Source organism: Mycobacterium sp. OTB74 (assembly GCF_029892685.1).
In the GTDB taxonomy this organism is placed as follows: Bacteria; Actinomycetota; Actinomycetes; order Mycobacteriales; family Mycobacteriaceae; genus Mycobacterium.
Genome location: NZ_JARXVD010000013.1, coordinates 56,928 through 80,866 on the forward strand (window position 1 = coordinate 56,928; position 23,939 = coordinate 80,866).

The following is a 23,939-nucleotide window of genomic DNA, read 5'->3' on the forward strand; positions in this document are numbered from 1 at the left end:
ACAACTTTACCCACCCGCTGTCGGGGCGACCACACGGCAGATCGGTCCGCGCTGCCAGCTACTCCTCGAAGGTCACTGGGATGGGCTGGTAGCGGCCCGGCGAGGGGCGATCCTGTGGATCCGCTGGCTCATCCGTGTCGCCGGCGGTCGACCCCGACGGATCGGTCGGCGGCTCCGGTTGCTCTGTCTCGCCGGCCCGTTCGGCCAGAATCGCGCGCAGCGCGATAAGGAAAGCATCGCTCTGATCGGCGATCAGGCTCAGCATCGGGTGCTGCTCACCTTTGGCCAACGCTGCCAAGGCACATACCGGGCACCACACCTGCTGGCATTTGCCGGGCCCGTCACCGGCAGTCAGCACGGCGGCCGCGGTCAACCGGAACACCGGCTCCAACCGGTCGAGCAGCGCCAGCGCCAGTTGCCGCAGTTCGGGAGTCAGCTCGCCCAGACCGTCGGCACCGAATCCGGAGTGAGTCACGAGGGCCACACCTCCGGATTCGGACGGAAACGCACGGTCAGCTCACGACCACGCAGTTGAGCGCCGGTCACGATGCAGCGGCGCAGGACAGCCGCCAACGGTACCCGCCGCCTTGTTGCGCCGGAGCCAATGATCAAGTCGTCATCGACGCGACCCAGACTCAGCGACCCCGGGTCAGCTTGCGGCAATTCTATCCGCAGTCGGTACACCGCATCCAAGCCCGACCCAGACTCGCGGTCGACGATCGGACGTGGTGGTTGCGGCGGCGGCGAGCCGTCCCGCAATCGGGCCGCATCGAGTAACTCCCCCAACGCCTTCGGGCCGATCGGCTCGCCGGACAGATGCGGCACCAGTACCAATTGCACATCGCCCATGACGGCATCCAACTCGGCGAGCGTGGCGCGTTGCTCGGCAATACGCTCGGCATACCAGTCGAACGCCGGGTGCGCCGGAAGGTTCTCGTATTCGTATGAATCATCTTGCACCAAAACCTGATTCACGATCAGCTCGGCGACCCGAACCCCCATCAGGGTCAGCGCCGCCAGGGTGCGCTCCGCCTCGGCAGCCACCACCCGTTCGGGGGTGAGCACCAGGTGCGCGCCGACGGCCTGCTCGTCGTCGAGGAGCGCCGCAAGCTCCTCGGTGGCCGTGGCCACCCGTTCGATCAGCACCACCATCGCCGCCGAGCGCGCGTCGGACAGCCCAACCGACAACCTGCGATGACGTGGCCAGGCGCGCTCCACATACAGCGCGAAGGCCGACGGCAGCGTCAGCATTCGCATCGCGTCCGCGGTGGATGCACAGTCGACTATCACCTGATCCCACCGGCCGGAGGCTGCCAGTTCGGCAACCTCGTGCAGCCCCAACACCTCCTGGATTCCAGGTAGGGCCGAAAGTTCTTCTGGCGCAATATTTCCCACGTCAGACTCGGAGTACCGCGCAGCCAGCGTCGCAGCCACCTCGCGCCACCGGGTTTCCAGTAACGCCAGGGTGTCCAGAGCCAGCGCGTCCAGGTAGCAGTCCGTGCCGTCGATACCGTCGATGACCACCCGGGTGGGTTCACGCAACCCGGTTGGAGCGACCTCGACGCCCAGCACATCACCCGTGGAATGAGCCTGGTCGGTCGACACGATCAGGACGTGTTGCCCGGACCGTGCAGCACGCACCGCGGTGGCCGTGGCCACCGTCGACTTGCCTACTCCACCCTTGCCGACGAACAGACTGATCCTGGCTCGCCCGGCAGGGCCACCCTGATCACGCAGTCTCGACTCGCTTCTTGAGATCCTTGAGCGCGGTGTCGGTGAGCTTCCGTTCAGCCTTGCGTTTGAGCAGGCCGATCATCGGGATGATCAGATCGACCGCCAACTCATAAGTCACTTCAGTTCCAGAACCCTTGGGCGACAAGCGATATGTCCCATCCATCGCCTTCAGTAGCGAACTGGACACCAGCGACCAGCTGACCGACTTGCGGTCCGGCGGCCACACGTAGGCCAACACCATGCTGTCCTTGAGAACCGACGCATCCAACACCAGCCGGGCGGTCTTGGGATAACCGTCCGCATCCACATCGAGGACCTCGGTCTCCTGGTACTCGGCCACCCAATCCGGGTACGAACCGATATCGGCGATAACGTCCATCACCGTCGCCGGGTCGGCATCGATGTAGATCGTCTGCGCAGTCTTGTCCGCCACCTTTTCACTTCCCCGAGTCACCGATGCCCGACGGACGATCACACGCCCTTCGGCCGAGCTCTCAATGTACCGTCACTACCCACCGGCGGCGGCGTGATGCTGACCATCCGCCGCCCCCAGAAAAGGCGTTTTCAGGCCAGCCGCGACACGCCCACCGGGCGCGTCCGCTCCAGATCGTTCTTGATCTCGAACGCCATGTTCTTACCGGCCACCCGGCGGCGATGGTTGAGCTGTGCCAGATCCAGCGTGGCCAGCTCAGCGCCCGAAACACCGGTCGGTTCCGCGTGCAGGAAGTAGTGCAGCACCGCGCCATCCATCACGGGCTCGAGCCAGACCTCCATGGTTCCGGTCAATGCGCCGGTGACGGTCCAGCGCTGCCCCACCGGGCCGCGGTCCTCAATGACCGCGAGCCTCAGGTCCGGCCACCACCGGCGCCAGCTCTTGGGATTAGCCACCGCGGCCCCGATATCGACCGGGTCGGCACACACGAAGGTCTCGTCGGCGATCTGGATGCTGTTCATCGCCCATCAGCTTCACATATGCGGTCACGGACCGTGGAACCACCCGACTACGCTGAGCACGGCAATGTCGCGACCCGAAAGGCCACTCCGTGCGCGAGTTCAGCGTTCCTGCATCCTTCACCATCGGCGAGCACGACAACGTCGTCAGTCCGGTGTTCTCCCTCGAGCGCGAAGACCCCAACCACGTAGCAATCCAGCGGCTGGTGAACGGCACCTGGACCGACGTCACCAGCGCACAGGTCGCCACACAGGTCCGGGCCACCGCACTGGGTCTGATCGCCAACGGCGTGCAGCCCGGTGACCGGGTCGCGCTGCTGTCCGCCACCCGGTACGAGTGGCCGATCATCGACTTCGCCATCTTGTCCATCGGCGCGGTGACGGTGCCGATCTACGAGACCTCGGCCGCAGAGCAGATCCGGCACGTCATCGCCGACTCGGGCGCCTTGCTGGCGTTCGCCGAGACCGACGACCACGCCGCCAAGATCGACTCGATCCGCGCCGAATTGCCCTCACTGAAGGAAGTTTTCGTCATCGAGGGGTCGGGCCTCGACGACGTGGCCACCGCCGGCACCGGCGTCGACCCCGCCGAGCTGGACGCCCGGCTGGCCGCCATCAAATCGTCCGACCCGGCAACCCTGATCTACACCTCGGGCACCACGGGCCGGCCCAAGGGCTGCCAGCTGACCCACTCCAACCTGTTGGCCGAGATTCGCGGCGCCAAAGCCTGCTTCCCGGACCTGCTGGCCAAGGGCGAGAAGCTGCTGGTGTTTCTACCGCTGGCCCACGTGCTGGCGCGGGTCATCGCGGTCACCGCCTTCACCAACCAGGTGACGCTCGGCTTCACCAGCGACATCAAGAACCTGGTGCCCATCCTCGGGGTGTTCAAGCCGACGCTGGTGGTCTCAGTGCCCCGCGTCTTCGAGAAGGTCTACAACACGGCCGAGCAGAACGCCCGTAACGACGGTAAGGGCAAGATTTTCGAGCTGGCCGCCAATACCGCGATCGAGTGGAGCCAGGCACAGGACACTCCCGAGGGCCCAGGCCTGCTGTTGCGCATCAAGCACGCGGTGTTCGACAAGCTGGTCTACGGCAAGCTCAAGGCCGCTCTGGGCGGTAAGTGCGTCGGCGCCATCTCGGGCGGCGCGCCCCTGGGCTCCCGGCTCGGCCACTTCTACCGTGGCGTCGGCGTCACCATCTACGAGGGCTACGGCCTGACCGAGAGCACCGCAGCCATCACCGTCAACCGGGTCGGTGAATTGAAGGTCGGCTCGGTGGGCAAGCTGGTGCCCGGGAACAGCATGCGAATCGCCGACGACGGTGAGCTGCTGCTGTCCGGTGGCGTGGTGTTCGGCGGCTACTGGAACAACCCGACCGCCACCGAAGAGGCATTCACCGACGGCTGGTTCCACAGCGGCGACCTCGGCGCCATCGACGAAGACGGTTACCTGACCATCGTCGGCCGCAAGAAGGAGATCATCGTGACCGCGGGCGGCAAGAACGTCGCCCCGGCCCCGCTGGAAGACCAGCTGCGTGCACATCCGCTGATCAGCCAGGCCATGTGCGTAGGCGATAAGGAGCCGTTCATCGCCGCGCTGATCACCATCGACCCCGAGGCGTTCGAAGGCTGGAAGCAGCGCAACGGCAAGGATGCCGGGGCTTCGGTCGGCGATCTGGCCGACGACCCCGATCTGGTCGCCGAAATCCAGGCGGCTGTCGATGACGCCGACGAGTCGGTATCCAAGGCCGAGGCGATCCGCAAGTTCCGGATTCTGCCGGTCGACTTCACCGAAGACACCGGCGAGCTGACGCCGACGCTGAAGGTCAAGCGCAAGGTGGTGGCCGAGAAGTTCGCCGCCGACATCGCAGCGCTGTACAGCTAGGCCGGGCTCACAGCAGCTCGGTCAGCCGCTGTCCCTTGCTGCTCCACTGCCAGTTGTCGAGCACGAATTGACGACCGGCCGCGCCCATCGCTGTGGCGCGGTCGGGGTCGGCCAGCACATCACTGATTGCCGCGGCGATCGCGCCCACGTCCCGGCCGTCGACCACGCGTCCGGTCCGGCCCTCCACGACGGTTTCCGGCGCACCGCCGGAATTGCCGGCGACCACCGGAACTCCGCAGGACGAGGCCTCCAGAAACACGATGCCCAGCCCTTCCACGTCCAGACCCGAGCCGCGGGTGCGACACGGCATGGCGAACACGTCGGCCATGGCGTGGTGGGCGGGTAGTTCGTCGCCGGGCACACCACCGGTGAACACCACGTGGTCAGTGACGCCGAAGCGGTCCGCGAGCTTATGCAGTTGGTCTCGGTATGGGCCGTTGCCGACGATCATCAGAGCCGCCCCGTCGATGCTTTGGCGGATCGCAGGCAATGCCCGAATCAGCATGTCCTGCCCCTTGCGCGGCACCAACCGGGACACACACCCGATCACCGGTCGCTGACCCAGCCTGTAGCGGGCGCGCAATTCGGCACGTGCCACGTCGTCCGGCACAAAACGGTCGCTGTCCACTCCGGGAGCCAGGTACTCCAGCGCGGCGTTCGGACCGAAGGCCGAGGCGAAGCGGCCCCGTGTGTAATGGCTGACGAACGTCACCACATCAGCGTTATTTCCGATGTGGCGCAATGCATTTCGTGCGATGGGCAGCATCGACCAGCCAACCTCGTGACCGTGTGTGCTGGCCACCACCCGGGTGGCGCCGGCCTCGCGGGCCAGCGGCGTCAGCAGCGCCAGCGGTGCCGCGGCACCGAACCACACGGTGTCGATGGCGTTTCTGGTGATCAGATTGCGCATGCGCAGGGCAACCGTCGGCTCGGGCAGCATCAGCGTCGTGGGATGACGGACGACTTCATACCCGGAATCGGCGGCGGCCCGATCGTAGTCCGGTGCGCCCTTCCATTTGGGCGCGTACACCGTCAGTTGGTGTTCCCCACGGGCGATCAGTTCGCCGACGAGGTTTTCCAGGTACGACTGAATACCCCCGCGGCGCGGCGGAAAGTCATTGGTGAGCAACAGGACGCGTGACATCGCGGTCAGGTTATCCGCTGAGCCACTGCCGCCACGCAGCCAGCATCGTGTCGCGGTTAATTCCGAGGGTTTGGGTCAGCGCCGTGTCGAGGTCCGGGTGGCCGGCGCCGCACGCGACCAAGTACAACTGGCGCAGCACGGGGTCACCGAACCGGGCCCCGACGAACCGGGCGAACCACCACGACCGGTCATAGGCCAGCGCCAGGGCGTCCCCCGTGACCTCGAAGTCGGCGTTGGTGGGCAGCACTGAGAATTCGGCCGCGCGGGCCGGGCCGGGCACCGGAGTGCGTGGCCGACCCACGTAGTCAGCGACGCCCTCGGTCAGGCTCCACGGCGCATCGGCTGCGGTAACCAACCGCGAGGCATAGTGAAAAAGCTCGTGACGCAACACGATTCGCAGCGCGCCAGGACTCATCCCGGCGGCGCCGGGAGCGAACACGATGCGTTCGACCGTCGTGGACGCGGCGATGTCGGGCCCACCCCCGGCCAGCGCCTGGAACTCCTCGTCGGTGCCGGTGGTGATGATGGTGATCTCGCGGCGCCAGTCATCACTCCAGAACGCGGTGACGGCCTCGACTGCTGGACCGATCTCGGCGGCAATCCGGGCCGACAGGGCGGAATCTCCCAGTGCCAGCAGATGAACCGTCCGGCCGTCACGCAGGGTGATGGTGCTCGGTGCGGGGGCGACAGGCTTCGCAGGCTCGGACGGCGGTGTGGTCGCTGGCGACGGACCGGCCGGCGCGGGGCGACGAGCAAGAACGAATGCCGCGGCCGCCGCTTCAGCGGCCAACAGGCCGAGCAGGGCGCGGCGGGAAGGACGGAACTCGCCCCGTGGCGGATTCAGTAGCGCCGGACCCAGTAGCTGCGGACTCAGTAACGACGAACGTTGTGGATCGGCGCGTTGTCCACCGGCGCGACCCGCACCGGTACGCCGAAGGTCGAGGCATGCACCATCATGCCGTCGCCGATGTAGATGCCCACGTGCGACGCATCAGAGTAATAAGTGATGACATCGCCGGGCTGCATCTGGTCTCGCGACACCGGCTGACCGCCTACGGCCTGTGCGTAACTGGAATGCGGCAGCGCGATGCCGGCCTGCTGGAACGCCCACATCACCAGACCTGAACAGTCGAACGCACCGGGACCAGCGGCACCCCACGAGTACGGATCACCGATCCGGGTCAGCGCGGCCTGCACGGCGATGGCACCCGCATTGGAGCCGCCGAGCTCCGGCTGATCGACTGTCGGAGCACCATCAGCGGGCGGATTGGGGCCGGCCGCCACGATCGACGGATCCTGACCCGGCGCTGGTGGCAAAGGATTGGGTACCGCCGGCGGCGGCGGAGTCGGCGGCAGAGCGGCGAGCGCCTCGCGCTGGTTTGGTGTCAGAGCGGAGTACCGAGACTTGACGATTGCGATCTGAACTTGAAGCTTGCTCTGCTTGGACTGCAGATCTGCGCGCACCGCAGCGGCTTGCTCGGCCGCGGTCTTGGCGTCGGCGGCCGATTTCGCGGACTCGGCCTCGGCCTTGGTCGCGGCATCGGAGGCGTCGTGGAAGCTCACCATCTGTGCGGACATCTCGGTGGCCATCACTCGCTGCACGGACAGCTGGTCGATGAGCTGCTGCGGCGAGCCTGCGTTCAAGATCGCGCTCATGCCATCGGTACGGCCACCCATATATTGAGCCGCAGCAATTTTGTCGACGGAAGTCTGATATGTTGCCAGCTGCCCCTTGGCCGCATCGATGGCGGCGACGTCCGAGTCATGCTTGGTTTCGGCGGTTTTTACCTCTGCCAGCTTCTTATCAAGATCGATCTGGGCCGCGTGCATGGCCTCTGTGGTCTGCTCAGCTTGGCGGGACAGTTGATGAAGCTTTGCTACGGCATCCTCAGATGGGTCACCATGTGCGTTTCCAGCAAACGCGCTGCCGAGTAACGTCAGCCCCGCTACTACACCGACAACAGGTCGCTGAATGGCACGAATGTTCAGGTGTAGGCGATCGAGACTCAAGATTTCGCGTCCTTCAACTGCAGGTTCGTGCGCTTCGAACTAACACTTAGGTCTCAGTTAGGTTACGAAACAGCAACGGCGTTGTCCAACGGGAGAGGCCAATTTATCAGGCCGCCGAAAGATTTGCTTAATCTGCATCACAGTGTGAGTGTCGTCACGCAACCCCAGCAGCCCCACCCGTTTCTACATCCAGGCCTGTGTCTTCGCCGCGCGGACGGCCGATCGGCACGAGCCGCAATCGCGGCGCCAGACCGGCCTCGGCGAGGACTTCCAGTGCACGACGCTCATCATCTAGCAACGTATCTGGCACTCCAAGCAGCACAGTGACAACACAGTCGTTGCACCCCGGCCCACGCACTGCGCAGTCGTCGCAGTCGATCTTCACCGGCCCCGAACCAAGCTGTCCCATATCTCACCCCTTTTTCGTCGGACCCCTGTTCATCGGACTGAGGCGCACGCTAGCGAGCCGGTCCGACAAAAACGCCAACGACGACCCGCCCGACATCCGAATTACACAAATGTGACTTGCTGTCGGTCCCCACGCCTACTGTCACGCTCATGGGCAGCACCACCGCGGCCGATGCCGAGCAGCTTGCGTTCGATCTCGATGAGGCACTGTTGCGCGACACCACCTTCGTCGTGGTCGACCTGGAGACCACCGGCGGCCGCGCCAAGGGCGGCCCGGACGGGACCGGCTGGGACTGCATCACCGAAATCGGCGCGGTCAAGGTGCGCGGCGGTCAGGTCATCGGTGAATTGGCCACTCTGGTCGACCCGGGCCGCGCGATCCCACCGCAGATCGTCCAGCTGACCGGCATCACCACCGCCATGGTCTGTGATGCCCCACGGATCGAATCGGTGCTGCCGTCATTCCTGGAGTTCTGTCGCGGCGCAGTATTGGTCGCCCACAACGCCGGCTTCGACGTCGGCTTCCTACGCGCGGCCGCAGAGCGCGCCCAGCTGGACTGGCCGCGTCCGCCGGTGCTGTGCACGGTCAAGCTGGCCCGCCGGGTGCTGACCCGCGACGAGGCCCCCAGCGTGCGGCTGTCCGAGTTGGCCCGGTTGTTCCGCACCACCACCACACCCACGCACCGCGCCCTGGACGACGCCCGGGCCACCGTCGACGTACTGCACGGTCTGCTGGAGCGGATCGGCAATCAGGGCGTGCACACCCTGGCCGATCTGCGCGGGTTCCTGCCCGACGTCAGCCCGGCGCAACGCCGCAATCGCCGACTGGCCGACGCGCTGCCGAATCGCCCAGGGGTGTACCTGTTCCGCGGACCGTCCGACGAGGTGCTGTACGTCGGCACCGCGGTCGATCTGCGTCGCCGGGTCCGGCATTACTTCACCGGAGCCGACCCGCGAACCCGGATCAAGGAGATGGCCTCGCTGGCGGTCGGCGTCGACCATGTCGAGTGCGCGCATGAACTGGAGGCCGGTGTGCGCGAGCTGCGGTTGCTGGCTGCGCACGCGCCGCCGTACAACCGGCGCTCCAAGGCCCCGCACCGATGGTGGTGGGTGGTACTGACCGACGAGTCATTCCCCCGATTCTCGGTCGTCCGGTCGCCCAAGCATGACCGTGCGGTCGGCCCGTTTCGTGCCCGCGCCGACGCCGTGGACGCTGCCGCGCTACTGGCCCGGTTCACCGGTGTGCGGACCTGTACGACGCGGCTGGCGCGCACCGCCCTACACGGCCCACGATGCCCTGAAGTAGAGCTGTCCGGGTGTCCGGCGCCCCGCGGCAGCACCGCCGCCGAATATGCGCACATCGCCCTAGAGGCCGCCAATCATATTGCCGGCATTGACAATTCAGCGCTGGCAGCGGCACTGCACCAGATCGACACCCTCGCCGCCGACGGCCGGTACGAGACCGCGGCCCGGCTCCGCGACCGCACCGAGACAACCATCGACGGGCTATGGCGCGGCCAACGTCTGCGCACTCTGACCACGCTCAGCGAGTTGGTCGCCGCACGGCCCGACGGAGCGGGCGGCTGGCACTTGGTGGTCATTCGGCACGGCCAGCTGGCTGCCGCCGGTAACGCCTGCAGAGGCGTGCCGCCGATGCCGATTGTCGACGCGATTTGTGCTGCGGCACAAGTGATTCTGCCGTCGCATTCGCCATTGGGCGGAGCGCTGGTGGAAGAGACGGCACTGATCGCACGTTGGCTTTCGGGCCCGGGTGTGCGGATCGTACGTACCGATGCCGATTCCTACACCGACTCCGAGGCCGGGTACTGCACGCCGGTCGCGGCGGCCGGCCGACTGGCGCAGTGGGCCGCCACCGCACGCTCAGCTCGAGTTGCTGCCGAACAACTCGAGCGGTCAGACCTTCTGGGTGAACCGGGCCCATCGCGCGAGCAGCTTCTCGGCCGCCCCGGAATCGATGGCCTCGGTGGCACGCGACAGACCCCGTTCCCACGCCGGCACCCACTGGGCGTCGCTGGCTAGCCCGGCATGCGCCACCATCGCGCCGGCCGCATTGAGCACCACGGCATCACGCACCGGACCGGGCCTGCCGCTCAGCACCTCACGAACCGACTCTGCGTTGGCAACGGCGTCACCACCGATGAGTTCACTCAGGTCGGCCCGCGCGAACCCGAACGCCGCCGGGTCCAACGTCAGTCGCTCCACAGTCCCGGCCTGCACGCGCCAGATGGTGCTGGTGGTGGTCGTGGTCAGCTCATCGAGCCCGTCATCGCCGTGCACCACCAGCACGCTGGAACCGCGGGCGGCGAACACTCCGGCCATCACCTCGGCCAGATCGCCCCACGCGCAGCCGATCAGGCCCGCTCGCGGCATGGCCGGATTGGTCAGCGGCCCAAGCAGATTGAAGACCGTCGGTACCCCTATCTCACGGCGCACCGCCGACGCATGCCGGTAGGACTGGTGGAACTGCGGGGCGAACGCGAACCCGATACCGACCTCCGCGACGCACCGCGCGACATCTCCGGGCGCCAGGTCGATCTTCACGCCGAGCGCCTCGAGGGTGTCCGCCCCACCGGACAACGACGATGCCGCCCGGTTCCCGTGCTTTATCACCGGCACCCCGCAGGCCGCAGTGACGATCGAGGCCATGGTCGACAGGTTCACGGTGTTGGAACCGTCACCTCCGGTACCCACGATGTCCACGAGGTCGGTCCCGATCGCCTCGGTGGGCACTTTTCGGGCGTGTCGCAGCATCACTTCGGCCAGCTCGGTCACCTCTGCCGAGGTCGGCCGTTTCATCTTCAGCGCGACGGCAAAACCGGCAATCTGCGCAGGGGTTGCCGAACCCGTCATGACCTGGTCCATCGCCCATCCAGCTTGACCGGCGGCAAGATTCTGACCGGTGGTCAGCCGACCAAGGATCTGGGGCCAGAGATTGGCGTCGGTGGTCGCTTGCAGACGGGGATCCGTGGTTGGCACGAAACCGATTATGGCCAATCTCGCCACCCGGGTGGAGTTCAACAACTACAAAGCGTCATACTTACCGCTGTGACGAGCGCTGTAGGTACCTCGGGAACCGCGATCACGTCGCGTGTGCATTCGCTGAACCGACCAAACATGGTCAGTGTCGGCACCATTGTGTGGCTTTCCAGCGAGCTGATGTTCTTTGCTGGACTGTTCGCAATGTATTTCACTGCACGCGCCCAGGCTGGTGGCGTGTGGCCGCCACCCCCCACACATCTGAACCTCGCCGAGGCAGTACCGGTGACACTGGTGCTGATCGCGTCGTCGTTCACGTGTCAGATGGGCGTGTTCGCCGCTGAACGCGGTGACGTCTTCGGCCTGCGCCGCTGGTACGTCATCACCTTCATCATGGGCGCGATCTTCGTGGCCGGTCAGGCCTACGAGTACACGGTCCTCGTCAGCGAAGGCACCACGATCCCCAGCAGCTCCTACGGTTCGGTGTTCTATCTGGCCACCGGTTTCCACGGGCTGCATGTCATCGGCGGTCTGATCGCGTTCATCTTCCTGCTGATCCGCACCCAGATGAGCAAGTTCACGCCGGCGCAGGCCACCGCGGCAATTGTTGTGTCGTACTACTGGCACTTCGTCGACATCGTGTGGATTGCGTTGTTCGCCACCATCTACTTCGTACGATGATCGGCTCGCCGATGCGTCCAATGAGAAGGGGTTCGATGACCAGCAAGTCCAGCGGAGCCGGAAAGCCGGCGACAGTGCGCCGCCGTCGGCTACACCGCCGCCTCTCAACGGCAATGCTGCTGTTGTTCGGACTTCTCGTGGCGGGCGGCCTGGCGGCTACCCTGACCCCGCGGCCCCAGGTCGCGATGGCAGACGAGTCGCAACTGGCCTTGCTGCGCACCGGTAAGCAGCTGTTCGACACCTCGTGTGTCAGCTGCCACGGTGCCAACCTGCAGGGTGTGCAGGACCGGGGCCCCAGCCTGATCGGCGTCGGTGACGCGGCCGTCTACTTCCAGGTCTCCACCGGTCGCATGCCGGCCATGCGCGGCGAGGCCCAGGCCACCCGCAAGCCGCCCGCGTTCGACGAGCATCAGATCGACGCGCTCGGCGCGTACATCCAGGCCAACGGCGGCGGCCCCCAGGTTCCTCGCGGAGCCAACGGCGAGATCGATCAGCACTCGTTCCTGGGTGACAACGTGGCCCGCGGCGGCGACCTGTTCCGGCTGAACTGCGCTTCCTGCCACAACTTCACCGGCAAGGGCGGCGCACTGTCGTCCGGCAAGTTCGCTCCCGATCTGGGCGAGGCCTCCAAGGTCCCGTCCCAGGTTTACGCCGCGATGCTCACCGGCCCCCAGAGCATGCCGAAGTTCTCCGATCGGCAGCTGACCCCGGAAGAGAAGCGCGACATCGTCGCCTACGTGCATGAGTCCGCTGATGCCCGCAGCCAGGGCGGTTACGGCCTGGGTGGTTTCGGCCCCGCGCCGGAGGGTATGGCGATGTGGATTATCGGAATGGTCGCCGTGATCGGCGTGGCTATGTGGATCGGATCGCGAGCATGAGCGACAACGTGAACATTCCCAGCGACGACGAGCTGCGCGAGATGTCGCGCGACGAGCTCGTCGCTCTCGGCGGCGAGATAGACGGTGTCCAGACCCTGTACAAGGGCGACCGCTGGCCAGTCGAGGGCACCAAGGCCGAGAAGCGCGCCGAGCGGTCGGTCGCTCTCTGGCTGCTGCTCGGTGGCGCCGCAGGTCTGGCCCTGCTGCTGGTGTTCCTGTTCTGGCCGTGGGAGTACAAGCCATTCGGCTCGGAGGGTGAGTTCATCTACTCACTGGCCACTCCGCTCTACGGCCTGACGTTCGGTGTGTCGATTCTGGCCATCGGCATCGGCGCGGTGCTGTTCCAGAAGAAGTTCATCCCCGAGGAGATCTCGGTTCAGGAGCGCCACGACGGCGCTTCCCCGGAGGTTCACCGGGCCACCATCGCTGCCAACCTGACTGACGCCTACGAGCGCTCAACCATCAAGCGGCGCAAGATGATCGGCCTGTCCCTCGGCGTCGGGCTGGGCGCATTCGGGCTCGGCACCGCGGTGGCATTCATCGGTGGTCTGATCAAGAACCCGTGGAAGCCTGTCGTTCCCACCGCCAAGGGCAAGACGGCGGTCCTGTGGACGTCCGGCTGGACCCCCCGGTTCCACGGCGAGACCATCTACCTGGCCCGGGCCACCGGACTGCCCGGCGAGTCCCCCTACGTCAAGATGCGGCCGGAAGATCTCGATGCCGGCGGCATGGAGACCGTCTTCCCGTGGCGTGAGTCCGACGGTGACGGCACTACCTTGGAATCCCACGACAAGTTGTCGGAGATCGCACTGGGCGTGCGCAATCCGGTCATGCTCATCCGGATCAAGCCCGAGGACATGTCTCGGGTGGTGAAGCGGAAGGGCCAGGAGAGCTTCAACTTCGGTGACTTCTTCGCGTTCACCAAGGTGTGCTCTCATCTGGGCTGCCCGTCGTCGCTGTACGAGCAGCAGACCTACCGCATCCTGTGCCCGTGCCATCAGTCGCAGTTCGATGCGCTGCACTTCGCGCGGCCGATCTTCGGCCCGGCGGCTCGCGCTCTGGCGCAGCTGCCGATCACGATTGACAAACAGGGCTACCTGGTCGCCAACGGCGACTTCATCGAACCCGTCGGACCGGCATTCTGGGAGCGCAAATCATGAGTCCACAGGGTCAGACATCGAAGCTGGCCGCACAGGCCAACGCGATCGATTCTCGGTATCACCCTTCGGCCGCTGTACGTCGCCAGCTGAACAAGGTCTTCCCAACGCACTGGTCGTTCCTGCTCGGTGAGATCGCGCTGTACAGCTTCATCGTGCTGCTGCTCACCGGCGTGTACCTGACGCTGTTCTTCGATCCGTCGATGACCGACGTCATCTACCACGGCGTATACCAGCCGCTGCGCGGCGTGCAGATGTCCCGGGCCTACGAGTCGGCGCTGGACATCTCCTTCGAGGTGCGCGGTGGTCTGTTCGTCCGCCAGATTCACCACTGGGCTGCACTGATGTTCGCCGCGGCGATCATGGTGCACATGGCCCGCATCTTCTTCACCGGTGCGTTCCGCCGCCCGCGTGAGGCCAACTGGGTCATCGGTTCGCTGCTGCTGATCCTGGCCATGTTCGAGGGTTACTTCGGCTACTCGCTGCCCGACGACCTGCTGTCCGGTATCGGTCTGCGTGCCGCATTGTCCTCGATCACGCTGGGCATCCCGCTGATCGGCACCTGGATGCACTGGGCGCTGTTCGGTGGCGACTTCCCGGGCCAGATCATCATCCCGCGCATGTACGCCCTGCACATCCTGCTGATCCCGGGCGTCATCCTGGCCCTGATCGGTGCACACATGGCGCTGGTGTGGTTCCAGAAGCACACCCAGTTCCCCGGCCCCGGCCGTACCGAGAAGAACGTCGTCGGCGTGCGCGTCATGCCGGTGTTCGCGGTCAAGTCGGGTGCGTTCTTCGCCATGGTCACCGGCATCCTCGGCATCATGGGCGGTCTGCTGCAGATCAACCCCATCTGGGAGCTCGGTCCCTACAAGCCGTCGCAGGTGTCCGCTGGTAGCCAGCCCGACTTCTACATGATGTGGACCGAAGGTCTGGCGCGTATCTGGCCGCCATGGGAGTTCTACCCGTTCGGGCACACCATCCCGGCCGTCATCGGCGTGGCGCTTCTCATGGGCCTGATCTTCACCCTGCTGATCGCATGGCCGTTCATCGAGAAGAAGGTCACCGGGGACGACGCGCACCACAACCTGCTACAGCGTCCGCGTGACGTGCCGGTCCGTACTGCGATCGGTGCCATGGCGATTGCCTTCTACATGGTGCTGACCCTGGCCGCGATGAACGACATCATCGCCCTCAAGTTCCACATCTCGCTGAACGCGACGACGTGGATCGGCCGCATCGGCATGATCGTGCTCCCCGCGATCGTCTACTACATCACCTACCGCTGGTGTGTGGGTCTGCAGCGCAGTGACCGCGCGGTGCTGGAGCACGGCATCGAGACGGGCATCATCAAGCGGCTTCCGCACGGCGCGTACATCGAGCTGCACCAGCCGTTGGGCCCGGTCGACGACCACGGCCACCCTCTGCCGCTGGAGTACCAGGGTGCCGCCCTGCCGAAGCGGATGAACAAGTTGGGCTCTGCGGGTGCTCCCGGTACCGGCAGCTTCCTGTTCGCCGATCCGGCGTCCGAGCAGGCCGCCCTCACCGAGGCCGAGCATGCGGCCGAGCACAAGGCGCTCACCGCGCTCAAGGAGTACCAGGACGGCATTTCGCCGGCCGACGACTCCAACGGCCACCACTAGTTCGATCTACGAGTTCGGCCCGGTCTGGTTCACACCAGACCGGGCCGAACTCGTTTGCGTCGAAGGTGCAGCACCCCCTACCCCACCGCGGCTCCGTCACCGCGGCCCCAGCGGCCTATCCTTCCCCATTCGGGCCATCAAAATTCTGCGGGGACCCCAACACCTGGAAGTGCACGGTGCCGCCCCAGGCCGCCAGGTAGCCGCGGTTGCATCCTCCGTTGACCCCTTCAGCTTGCACAGCGACCTCGTGCTCGCCCGCCGGCACCCGATACGCCGCAGTACGTTGCCCCGGCCCCAAGACGTAGGACTCCATCGCCTCGCCATCGATTCGGACGTGCGCGATGATGTCGGAGCAGTGGGTTGGATCTGCGGTGATCCAGACGTCCGACGACGTTGGGTAGTGAGTGGTCCAAGTTTCGACGTTTTTGCACCACTGAGTCCATGGCTTCGTGCACTGATCCACCGCGAAGTGCTCATGCCAGGTATCTGCCGATGCGGGAGCGGCGAGCGCAATCGCAGCAAACCCACTCGAAGCGGTGGCGCGTACTACTCGGATCGCAATTCGTCGATTATGTGTGAACTTCATGTCTGTCTCCTTCAAGATTGCTGTGAAGGTGACGCTATTTCTGCTGGGCGCCGTAGTCGCGAGTAGCCGAGTACTCAAATCGTGGTGTGCACCGACTTGTCGCAGTAGATGACGTTGAGACCGCAATCTGGGCGGCAAATGCCGAGTACTGAGATCCCTCAGCGCAGGACCAACGGAAGGCCGAACAGAAATCAGGCGGTGCGCGCCGACTCGGCCGATTCGTCCAGCACCACATGCAATTCCCGCAGGCAGTACCACGGAATGCCGACCATCGCTGCCGTGACGACGGCAGCCAGCCCGTACAGGATCCAGGACAGCTGATCGTGGCTGTCGGCCATCATGTAGGTGGCCAGGAAAACGAACAATGTGGCAGCACCCATCGCGGCCACAATCCCCGCCGTGCAGCGCAGCCACAAGCGATCGACAGCGGCTACCGGGAAGCCCAACATGCTGGTCGCCGGCGACGCTGAATACCGACGCACCACCGGGTCGTTGAAGGACCGCAGGCTGGTTCTTCCAGTGTCACCGAAACCAGCAGTCTCCTCGCGAGGCGGCTCCGCCGAGCCACCGAACAGCGGCCGCGGTGGGCCCTGGCCCGCACGTCGGGCCCGCAGCAGCAACGGAATGGCGCCAAGAATCACAGCCAGTGACACGCCAATGACGGCGTACAACAGCCACGGCGTGTGCGATCCGTCCGAACCGTTTGGATGCCTGGTGCCCAGGTCGACCAGCGCCACGACGGCCGCCACCCCCGCGCCCAGCGCTGCCAGCCAGGCGCCGATGCAGACGCCGACCAGGATCCGGTCGAACTGATCCGGAGTTGCGCCGGTCACTCGTGATCGGAACGCGGATTCAGATTGGGTGGGCATCAACAGCTCGTCTGCCAATCGTTGTTCTGCGAAGAGGCGATGGTTTGGCCGTCACTGGTGGTGATGGTGCAGTTCAGGTGACTCAGCCGCAACAAGCTGGACGCCTGTACCGACCCGTATTCAGACAACGAGATCGGTGTCAGGGTGATCGTCCAAGGAATGTAAACGTTCTGTTGGGTGCGCTGGTGTCCGGAAGCGTCGGTGTAGGTCACCGAGATCCGGTCCAGTGGCGCCTTGGTGCCATACACCGTGTACGTGACGTACTTCGGCCCGGCTGGGGTCGTCGTGGTCGGCGGCGGCGGTGCGGCCGCGGCCGGCGTCGACGGGGGTGGAGGCTCCGGGCTCGGCGGCGGGGGCGCCGGCTGCGTCACCGTCACCGTGGATGGCGGCGGGGGCGGTGGTGGCGGCTCCTCCGTCGTCGTTGTCTTTGGCGGCGGAGGCGGTGGTGTGGTCGTGGTGGTGAACTCGTCCTGGAACGGCGGCGCGGACGTCGTCGTACTGGTGGTCGGTGTCGCCGCGTTCTCAGAGCTGGTGTTTCGGGTCACCAAGATCGCCACCGAGGCGACCAGCGAGATCGCGGCGATGATCGCTACGACGCCGACTACCCAGGGCCAGCGTGGCGGAGGCATGTCCGCCGCCGGCTCTGCGCTACCTGGCTTGGCCTCATAGCTGTCGTAGTCGTAGAGACCTGGGTCCGGCGGCACGTATGGGCCGCTGGTGAAATGCTCGGACTCAGGCGCTGAATACGCCCTCGAATAGATCTCGGTCTCGCCGGTGCTCGATGCGTCCGAGGCCGAATCGTCCGAGTCCTTTGAATGTGACTCGCTCACCTAACGCCTATCCCTCTCGACTGCTCCATGGGCGCAGCGTCGCCGTAGCTACGGCAGACCGTACCTCGCGGCAACACTACCCAACCGGAAACCGGTAAGGACACCATGATGCCGACGGGCCGACAACTGACGCACGGTTGTGACCTGACCAAGAGGATCAGACGCCGGTCACCGCGAGGTCAGTGCTTCTCCGGACCGGTGTAGTACTCGAAGACCAGACCAGCGACCGAGGCCAGCACGAAGCAGACACCGGCAACAATCAGCCAGGGCAGCCACAATGCGATACCAACTGCAGTGGTCGACGCCGCCAGCGCGATCATGATGGGCCACCAGCTGTGCGGGCTGTAGAAACCCAGCTCGCCGGCACCGTCGGAGATCTCGGCGTCCTCGTAGTCCTCTGGACGGGTGTCCAGGCGGCGGGCCACGAACCGGAAGAACGTGGCGATGATCAGCGACAGACCGGTGCTGAGCACCAAAGCGGTGAGGCCGGCCCATTCGATGCCACCGTCAGCGAACATCGAGGTCAAGACGCCGTAACCGATCGACGCCAACGCAAAGAAGGCAGTCAGGAGTTCAAACAACCGGGCTTCGATATGCATGGTGTAGTTCCCTACTTGCTCGCCTGGGCGGGTGCGCCGACCTGCTCACCACGACGGGTATCGAACGGGTGCGTGGTCACCGCGGTGGGCGGCAGTCCGATCGACTGGAGTGCTTCGGCATTGGTCGCCTTCGGGTGATCCACCCGGTACTGCAAGTACTTCTGGAAGTCGGCCGGATCCACCACGCGCACTTCGAAGTTCATCATCGAGTGGTAGGTGCCGCACATCTCGGTGCAACGCCCGACGAAAGCGCCGGTCTTCTCGATCTCGGTGACCTGGAAGACGTTGTCGGAGTGGTTGGCCTGCGGGTTCGGAATGACGTCACGCTTGAACAGGAACTCCGGTACCCAGAAGCCGTGAACCACGTCGGCCGAGGCGATCTGGAACTCGATGCGCTTGCCCTTGGGCAGCACCAGGATCGGAATCTCGGTGCTGGTTCCGATGGTCTCGACCTTGTCGAAGTTCAGGTAGGTGCGGTCCTCGGGGTTCTGGCCGCGGATGGGACCGACCTTCTCCTCACCATGCTCGTCCTTGCCCTCGGGCTTGGACTTCATGGCGGCCTTGCGGGCTGCGTCGGCACCGTCGTAGTTGAAGCTGCCGTCGTGGAACGCCACCTTCTGGTAGCCGAACTTCCAGTTCCACTGGAAGGCCGTGACGTCGACGGTGACCTCAGGGTTGGGATCCTTGTGCAGCATCTTCTCCTGCACCACGACGGTGAAGTAGAAGAGCACCGAGATGATGAGGAACGGAACCACGGTCAGCACCAATTCCAGCGGCATGTTGTAGCCGAACTGGCGGGGCAACTCGGTGGCGCCCTTCTTCTTCCGGTGGAAGATCATGGCCCAGAAAATCAGCGCCCAAACAATGGCGCCGACCACGAACGAGGCGATGACGGACCACACCCACAGATCACGGTTTGCATGAGCTTCCGGGGTGATACCGGTCGGCCAACCAAGACCGAATACGTCCTGCCAGCTGCACCCACTGAGCAGCAGCGTCGACGCGCCAAGAATGGCGGACAACGCCACCAACCGGAGCCCGCGAGCGGTCACGTTGAGGCCCTCCTAGGAGTCGGTGAAGCTAGGCGAATACTACGCAGCGTAGACCACGCCTCGCGCGCCGAGCGAAGCGACCGGCCAAACCATTCCGGCGGTTCTGAACTCACCCGCCTGAACAGGCATACTGGCGCCGTGTGCGGACTGCTGGCCTATCTGGCCGACCCTCTTGCCGACCCCACTGCCGAGCCGTCGGCCGACCTGGTGAATGCGGTTTCTGACGCCACTCACCAGATGCGTCACCGTGGCCCAGACGAGTCGGGCGCGTGGGCAGACACCACCGTCCGGGCCGATGCGCACTCAGTGGTTTTCGGTTTCAACCGGCTCTCCATCATCGACATTGCGCACAGCCATCAACCGCTGCGTTGGGGCCCGCCCGAGTCACCGGACCGCTACGCCCTGGTGTTCAACGGCGAGATCTACAACTACTTGGAGCTGCGGGAAGAACTGGGGGCCGAGTTCGGCGCGCAATTCGCGACCGCAGGCGACAGTGAGACGATCGTCGCGGCCTACCACCATTGGGGCACCGCCGCCCTGAACCGGCTGCGCGGCATGTTCGCGTTCGCCCTGTGGGACACCGAGACCTGCGAATTGTTCTGCGCGCGTGACCCTTTCGGCATCAAGCCGCTGTACATGGCGACCGGCAGGGGCGGCACCATCCTGGGTAGCGAGAAAAAGTGCGTGCTGGAACTGGCCGCACGAGCCGGTGTCGACCTGAGCATCGACGAGCGTGCGGTGCAGCACTACACGGTGCTGCAGTACGTGCCCGAACCCGAGACGCTGCAGCGCGGCATCCGCCGGCTGGAGTCCGGCAGTTACGCGCGGATCCGGCCGGGTCAGCAACCCGACGTGACCCGCTACTTCCGGCCGACGTTCTCCACGGTGCCCTTTGCCGCAGGCTCCGAGCAGGCCCGGTACGACGAGATCACCGCGGTGCTGGAGGATTCGGTCGCCAAGCACATGCGCGCCGACGTGACGGTGGGCGCCTTCCTGTCGGGCGGTATCGACTCCACCGCGATCGCCGCACTTGCCATGCGGCACAACCCGAAACTGATCACCTTCACCACCGGATTCGAGCGGGAGGGCTTCTCCGAGGTCGACGTCGCGGTGGCCTCGGCTGAAGCGATCGGGGCGCGGCACGTGACCAAGGTGGTAAGCCAGGCCGAGTTCGTCGATGCGCTCCCGGAAATCGTCTGGTATCTGGACGAGCCGGTCGCCGACCCGGCCTTGGTGCCGTTGTTCTTCATCGCTCGCGAAGCCCGCAAACACGTGAAGGTCGTGCTCTCCGGCGAGGGTGCCGACGAGTTGTTCGGTGGCTACACTATTTATCGGGAACCGTTGTCGCTCAAGGCTTTCGACCGCGTTCCCCGCGGACTGCGACGCGGACTCGGCAAGGCCTCCAAGTCATTGCCGGACGGCATGCGCGGCAAGAGTCTGTTGCACCGCGGGTCGCTGACGCTCGAGGAGCGGTATTACGGCAACGCTCGCAGCTTCTCCGACGATCAACTGCGCGCCACCTTGACCCACTTCAACCCGGCTTGGACCCACACCGACGTGACCGCACCGATTTACGCCGAATCGGCCGGCTGGGATCCGGTGGCCCGCATGCAGCACCTGGACCTGTTCACCTGGCTGCGCGGCGACATCCTGGTCAAGGCCGACAAGATGACCATGGCCAACTCACTGGAACTGCGCGTGCCGTTCCTGGACCCCGAGGTCTTCAAGGTGGCGTCGAAGCTGCCGTACGACCAGAAGATCACACGAACCACCACCAAGTACGCGCTTCGGCGGGCATTGGAGCCGATCGTGCCGGCGCATGTGTTGAACCGGGCGAAGCTCGGCTTCCCGGTGCCTATCCGGCACTGGCTGCGCTCGGGAGAACTACTTGAGTGGGCGCACGCCACCCTCAACGCGTCTCAGACCGACTATCTGTTCAACCGCGACGCGGTGCGGCAGATGCTCGAGGAGCACCGCACCGGCGTCAGCGATCACAGTCGCCGGTTGTGGACGGTGCTGATCTTCATGCTGTGGCATGCCATCTTCATCGAGGGCACCGTCACCCCGCAGATCAGCGAGCCGGTCTACCCCGTCGAGCTGTAACTCTCCCGCACTTTCCCGCCCAAATGTCGATTTTGGCAGAGCGCGTCTAACCGAGGACCGCAGCGATCTCACTCGCGGCGTCAGCGCCGTAGGCATCCGAAAGGCGCTGCACCGCAGCCTTTTTGTCCAGGGTCCACTCCTGCGGACCGGATGCCTCCAGCACCAGGGTGGCCACCAGTGACGCCAGCTGCGCGGCCCGCTCGAGGCTCAGGCCAGCACCGCGGCCGGTCAGGAAGCCGGCCCTGAAGGCGTCGCCGATGCCGGTGGGGTCGGTCTTGTGGGTTTCGGGCAGCACGTCGACGTGCACGAAGGTGCCGTCCCGCCCGACGATGTCGACGCCCTTCTCCCCCAGCGTGGTGACGCGGAGCTGAATCTGCTTCATCACCTCAACCTCGGACCAGCCGGACTTCTGCAGCATCAGGTCCCACTCGTAGTCGTTGGTGAACAGGTACTCGGCACCGTCGATCAGCCGGCGGATCTCCTCGCCCGACAACCGGGCCAGCTGCTGACTGGGATCGGCGGCGAACTTGAGCCCCAGGGCGCGGCATTCCTCGGTGTGCAGGAACATCGCCTCGGGGTCGTTGGCCCCGATGATCACCAGTTCGGGCTCACCCTGGGCCGCCACCAGATCGGCGAGTTTGATGTTGCGTGCCTCGGACATGGCACCCGGGTAGAACGATGCCAGCTGCGCCATGTCGTCATCAGTGGTGCAGACGAAGCGCGCGGTGTAGGCGGACTCCGACTCCAGCACCTGCGAGCAGTCGACCCCGTGCGAGGTCAGCCAGCTGCGGTACTCAGTGAAGTCCTTACCGACGGCACCAACCAGCACCGGGCTGCCGCCCAGGAGGCCGATGGCGTAGGCGATGTTGCCGGCGACGCCACCGCGGTGAATCACCAGGTCGTCGACCAGGAAGCTCAGCGACACCTTCTGCAAGTGGTCGGCCAGCAGCTGATCGGCGAACCTCCCCGGGAAGCGCATCAAGTGGTCGGTGGCGATTGATCCGGTCACAGCAATGGTCACGAAGCGTCATCCTTCTTGGTCGGGCACGAAGTCGTCGCGCACGAATGGGGCAAGCTTGGATCGTCAAACTTAGACGGTCTACGAAATTTCGGCGCGCGTTTCGCCGACTCATGTGAAAGTCCGACTCCCCGGCCGAGGGTACCTAACGCTTTTCCCGGTCGGCGGGAAACGGTGCGCTAGCCTTGAAGACAACATGGACGGCGCATCTTCGCACCCCGAATCGTTCCCGCCCCAGCAGGATCCGGGAAATTCACCGCAGGGCGTACCCAGCGCCCCCGGACCTGATAGCACCCCGACCCCGGCTCAAGGTTTCCCTCAGGGTTCCATCCAGCCGCCCTATGCGACCTATCCGCTGCCGTACCCGGAATACGGGCCTACGGCCTACCCCGGAGCCCTGCCCCCACCGGTGCAGTACACGGCCCCGCCTCGCAACTCGAAGCGCACATTTTTGATCGGCACGGCCGTGGTCGCCGCGGTTGCAGCCCTGGTCGGTGGTGTCGTATTCGCGCTCAAGAGCGCCGAGGCCCACGGCGGGCTGGCAGCTGACAGGGCGAAGACGGCCATTCAGAGCTACCTGGATGCGCTACAGCACCAGGACAAGGAAGCTATCGCCCGGCACTCGCTGTGCGGGCTGTACGACGGAATCAAAGACCACTCCACCGACCTCGCGGTGGCCAACCTGGCCAGCGACGCGTTCCGTCGGCAATTCAGCCAGGCTCAGGTCTCGTCGATCGACTCGATTGTGATGCTGTCGCCGCATCAGGCCCAGGTGCTGTTCACCATGAAGGTGACGCCTTCCGGGCGCGGATTCCGCAGTGCGCAGACCAAAGGCGAGGTCCAAGCGGTGGCCCAGATTCTGGTGCAGAAGCGCGAGTCGCTGGTGTGCTCGTATCTGCCGAGGCCGTCGGACTCGCTGTAGCTGGTCCGACGGCCGATCAGCGGGTCAGTTGAACGAGTCGCCGCACGCGCACGAACCGGTGGCGTTCGGGTTGTCGATGGTGAAGCCCTGCTTCTCGATGGAGTCGACGAAGTCGATGGTGGCGCCCTGCACGTACGGCGCGCTCATCCGGTCAACCGTCAGGTTCACGCCGCCGACCTCGGTGGTGAGGTCGCCGTCGAGACTGCGGTCATCGAAGAACAGGTTGTAGCGCAGGCCGGCGCAACCGCCCGGCTGAACCGCGATACGCAGCGCCAGGTCGTCACGGCCTTCCTGATCCAACAGTGCCTTGGCCTTGGCAGCCGCGGCATCGGTCAGGATCACGCCGTGGGTCTCGGTCGAGGTACCGGTGCTGGTCGTGTCCTCAACAGTCATTGCATCTCCCTGGTGCGCACTCGATTTCCTGGTTAGTACCCAGGCACCCTCAACGGTACCTTGTCGGGGCGGTATTCCCGA

The 23,939-nt window shown here is 65.3% G+C and carries 23 protein-coding genes and 1 pseudogene; 8 read left to right on the top strand and 16 right to left on the bottom strand.

Annotation, left to right across the window (positions count from 1 at the left end; all coding sequences use genetic code 11):
* Positions 1-58 precede the first annotated feature (58 nt).
* From M2432_RS17735 to M2432_RS17750, 4 genes are all read right to left on the bottom strand, one after another.
* The gene (locus M2432_RS17735; RefSeq protein WP_280828139.1) at positions 59-475 is read right to left on the bottom strand and encodes a hypothetical protein; all 417 of its coding nucleotides are present in this window, start codon (positions 473-475) and stop codon (positions 59-61) included.
* Positions 472-1,737: an ArsA family ATPase gene (locus M2432_RS17740; RefSeq protein WP_280828237.1), complete on the bottom strand. Its 1,266-nt coding sequence runs from the start codon at positions 1,735-1,737 to the stop codon at positions 472-474. Before M2432_RS17740 ends, M2432_RS17735 begins: the two co-directional genes overlap by 4 nt.
* Positions 1,730-2,167: an SRPBCC family protein gene (locus tag M2432_RS17745; RefSeq protein WP_280828140.1), complete on the bottom strand. Its 438-nt coding sequence runs from the start codon at positions 2,165-2,167 to the stop codon at positions 1,730-1,732. Before M2432_RS17745 ends, M2432_RS17740 begins: the two co-directional genes overlap by 8 nt.
* A gap of 131 nt (positions 2,168-2,298) precedes the next feature.
* Positions 2,299-2,688, bottom strand: a complete 390-nt coding sequence (locus M2432_RS17750; protein ID WP_280828141.1) for a polyketide cyclase / dehydrase and lipid transport — start codon at positions 2,686-2,688, stop codon at positions 2,299-2,301.
* Positions 2,689-2,777: 89 nt separating this feature from the next.
* Here M2432_RS17750 and M2432_RS17755 point away from each other — a divergent pair, with 89 nt between their 5' ends.
* Positions 2,778-4,568, top strand: a complete 1,791-nt coding sequence (locus M2432_RS17755; RefSeq protein WP_280828142.1) for a long-chain fatty acid--CoA ligase — start codon at positions 2,778-2,780, stop codon at positions 4,566-4,568.
* A gap of 7 nt (positions 4,569-4,575) precedes the next feature.
* Here the strand turns inward: M2432_RS17755 and M2432_RS17760 are convergent, their stop codons facing one another.
* The 4 genes from M2432_RS17760 to M2432_RS17775 form a co-directional block, all read right to left on the bottom strand.
* Complete coding sequence (locus M2432_RS17760; RefSeq protein ID WP_280828143.1) at positions 4,576-5,712, bottom strand: glycosyltransferase family 4 protein; 1,137 nt, start codon at positions 5,710-5,712, stop codon at positions 4,576-4,578.
* 10 nt (positions 5,713-5,722) lie between these two features.
* Positions 5,723-6,502, bottom strand: coding sequence for a peptidase (locus M2432_RS17765; protein ID WP_280828144.1), 780 nt, complete (start codon positions 6,500-6,502; stop codon positions 5,723-5,725).
* A gap of 80 nt (positions 6,503-6,582) precedes the next feature.
* Entirely contained in the window at positions 6,583-7,722 is a 1,140-nt protein-coding gene (gene ripC, locus M2432_RS17770) for a peptidoglycan hydrolase RipC (RefSeq protein ID WP_280828145.1), read from the bottom strand.
* Between the two features lie 154 nt (positions 7,723-7,876).
* Entirely contained in the window at positions 7,877-8,131 is a 255-nt protein-coding gene (locus tag M2432_RS17775) for a hypothetical protein (RefSeq protein WP_280828146.1), read from the bottom strand.
* Between the two features lie 149 nt (positions 8,132-8,280).
* Between M2432_RS17775 and M2432_RS17780 the strand changes: the two are divergent.
* Positions 8,281-10,107 (top strand): annotated as a pseudogene (locus M2432_RS17780) (DEDD exonuclease domain-containing protein); the annotation flags it as partial.
* On the opposite strand, the gene trpD reads toward M2432_RS17780, so the two are convergent.
* Complete coding sequence (trpD, locus tag M2432_RS17785) at positions 10,045-11,127, bottom strand: anthranilate phosphoribosyltransferase (RefSeq protein WP_280828147.1); 1,083 nt, start codon at positions 11,125-11,127, stop codon at positions 10,045-10,047. The pseudogene M2432_RS17780 and the gene trpD sit on opposite strands and share 63 nt — an antisense overlap.
* 69 nt (positions 11,128-11,196) lie before the next feature.
* Here trpD and M2432_RS17790 point away from each other — a divergent pair, with 69 nt between their 5' ends.
* Genes M2432_RS17790 through M2432_RS17805 form a run of 4 tightly spaced genes read left to right on the top strand, consistent with a single transcriptional unit; the run spans position 11,197 to position 15,486 of the window.
* Positions 11,197-11,808 carry a heme-copper oxidase subunit III gene (locus tag M2432_RS17790; protein WP_280828148.1) on the top strand — a complete coding sequence of 204 codons (612 nt, stop codon included), beginning with the start codon at positions 11,197-11,199 and terminating at the stop codon, positions 11,806-11,808.
* A gap of 35 nt (positions 11,809-11,843) precedes the next feature.
* Positions 11,844-12,686: a cytochrome c gene (locus M2432_RS17795; RefSeq protein WP_280828149.1), complete on the top strand. Its 843-nt coding sequence runs from the start codon at positions 11,844-11,846 to the stop codon at positions 12,684-12,686.
* Entirely contained in the window at positions 12,683-13,846 is a 1,164-nt protein-coding gene (locus tag M2432_RS17800) for a ubiquinol-cytochrome c reductase iron-sulfur subunit (protein WP_280828150.1), read from the top strand. The genes M2432_RS17795 and M2432_RS17800 overlap by 4 nt, the downstream gene beginning before the upstream one ends.
* The gene (locus tag M2432_RS17805; protein ID WP_280828151.1) at positions 13,843-15,486 is read left to right on the top strand and encodes a cytochrome bc complex cytochrome b subunit; all 1,644 of its coding nucleotides are present in this window, start codon (positions 13,843-13,845) and stop codon (positions 15,484-15,486) included. Before M2432_RS17800 ends, M2432_RS17805 begins: the two co-directional genes overlap by 4 nt.
* Before the next feature lie 115 nt (positions 15,487-15,601).
* Here the strand turns inward: M2432_RS17805 and M2432_RS17810 are convergent, their stop codons facing one another.
* From M2432_RS17810 to M2432_RS17830, 5 genes are all read right to left on the bottom strand, one after another.
* A complete protein-coding gene (locus M2432_RS17810) occupies positions 15,602-16,072 on the bottom strand; it encodes a hypothetical protein (protein ID WP_280828152.1) in 471 nt (156 codons plus the stop codon).
* Between the two features lie 191 nt (positions 16,073-16,263).
* Positions 16,264-16,941: a DUF2561 family protein gene (locus M2432_RS17815; RefSeq protein WP_280828153.1), complete on the bottom strand. Its 678-nt coding sequence runs from the start codon at positions 16,939-16,941 to the stop codon at positions 16,264-16,266.
* Positions 16,941-17,771, bottom strand: a complete 831-nt coding sequence (locus M2432_RS17820) for an MmpS family transport accessory protein (RefSeq protein ID WP_280828154.1) — start codon at positions 17,769-17,771, stop codon at positions 16,941-16,943. The genes M2432_RS17815 and M2432_RS17820 overlap by 1 nt, the downstream gene beginning before the upstream one ends.
* A 179-nt stretch (positions 17,772-17,950) precedes the next feature.
* Positions 17,951-18,370, bottom strand: coding sequence for a cytochrome c oxidase subunit 4 (locus M2432_RS17825; protein ID WP_280828155.1), 420 nt, complete (start codon positions 18,368-18,370; stop codon positions 17,951-17,953).
* Positions 18,371-18,381: 11 nt separating this feature from the next.
* Positions 18,382-19,422, bottom strand: coding sequence for a cytochrome c oxidase subunit II (locus M2432_RS17830; RefSeq protein ID WP_280828156.1), 1,041 nt, complete (start codon positions 19,420-19,422; stop codon positions 18,382-18,384).
* Between the two features lie 138 nt (positions 19,423-19,560).
* Here M2432_RS17830 and asnB point away from each other — a divergent pair, with 138 nt between their 5' ends.
* Entirely contained in the window at positions 19,561-21,525 is a 1,965-nt protein-coding gene (asnB, locus tag M2432_RS17835) for an asparagine synthase (glutamine-hydrolyzing) (protein ID WP_280828157.1), read from the top strand.
* A gap of 46 nt (positions 21,526-21,571) precedes the next feature.
* Here the strand turns inward: asnB and M2432_RS17840 are convergent, their stop codons facing one another.
* Positions 21,572-22,546 (bottom strand): carbohydrate kinase family protein, encoded by a 975-nt coding sequence (locus M2432_RS17840; RefSeq protein ID WP_280828158.1) that lies wholly within the window; start codon positions 22,544-22,546, stop codon positions 21,572-21,574.
* Positions 22,547-22,739: 193 nt separating this feature from the next.
* On the opposite strand from M2432_RS17840, the gene M2432_RS17845 reads away from it, so the two are divergent.
* A complete protein-coding gene (locus tag M2432_RS17845; protein WP_280828159.1) occupies positions 22,740-23,465 on the top strand; it encodes a hypothetical protein in 726 nt (241 codons plus the stop codon).
* Between the two features lie 24 nt (positions 23,466-23,489).
* On the opposite strand, the gene M2432_RS17850 is transcribed toward M2432_RS17845, so the two are convergent.
* Positions 23,490-23,858, bottom strand: a complete 369-nt coding sequence (locus M2432_RS17850) for an iron-sulfur cluster assembly accessory protein (protein WP_280828160.1) — start codon at positions 23,856-23,858, stop codon at positions 23,490-23,492.
* Positions 23,859-23,939 lie beyond the last annotated feature (81 nt).

What these genes read in the sequence shown, in the direction of transcription:
- M2432_RS17810 (WP_280828152.1), bottom strand. Translation starts at nt 16,072, where the DNA reads ATGAAGTTCACACATAATCGACGAATTGCGATCCGAGTAGTACGCGCC.
- M2432_RS17760 (WP_280828143.1), bottom strand. Translation starts at nt 5,712, where the DNA reads ATGTCACGCGTCCTGTTGCTCACCAATGACTTTCCGCCGCGCCGCGGG.
- M2432_RS17795 (WP_280828149.1), top strand. Translation starts at nt 11,844, where the DNA reads ATGACCAGCAAGTCCAGCGGAGCCGGAAAGCCGGCGACAGTGCGCCGC.
- M2432_RS17825 (WP_280828155.1), bottom strand. Translation starts at nt 18,370, where the DNA reads ATGCATATCGAAGCCCGGTTGTTTGAACTCCTGACTGCCTTCTTTGCG.
- M2432_RS17845 (WP_280828159.1), top strand. Translation starts at nt 22,740, where the DNA reads ATGGACGGCGCATCTTCGCACCCCGAATCGTTCCCGCCCCAGCAGGAT.
- M2432_RS17800 (WP_280828150.1), top strand. Translation starts at nt 12,683, where the DNA reads ATGAGCGACAACGTGAACATTCCCAGCGACGACGAGCTGCGCGAGATG.
- M2432_RS17750 (WP_280828141.1), bottom strand. Translation starts at nt 2,688, where the DNA reads ATGAACAGCATCCAGATCGCCGACGAGACCTTCGTGTGTGCCGACCCG.
- M2432_RS17850 (WP_280828160.1), bottom strand. Translation starts at nt 23,858, where the DNA reads ATGACTGTTGAGGACACGACCAGCACCGGTACCTCGACCGAGACCCAC.
- M2432_RS17775 (WP_280828146.1), bottom strand. Translation starts at nt 8,131, where the DNA reads ATGGGACAGCTTGGTTCGGGGCCGGTGAAGATCGACTGCGACGACTGC.
- M2432_RS17815 (WP_280828153.1), bottom strand. Translation starts at nt 16,941, where the DNA reads ATGCCCACCCAATCTGAATCCGCGTTCCGATCACGAGTGACCGGCGCA.
- M2432_RS17805 (WP_280828151.1), top strand. Translation starts at nt 13,843, where the DNA reads ATGAGTCCACAGGGTCAGACATCGAAGCTGGCCGCACAGGCCAACGCG.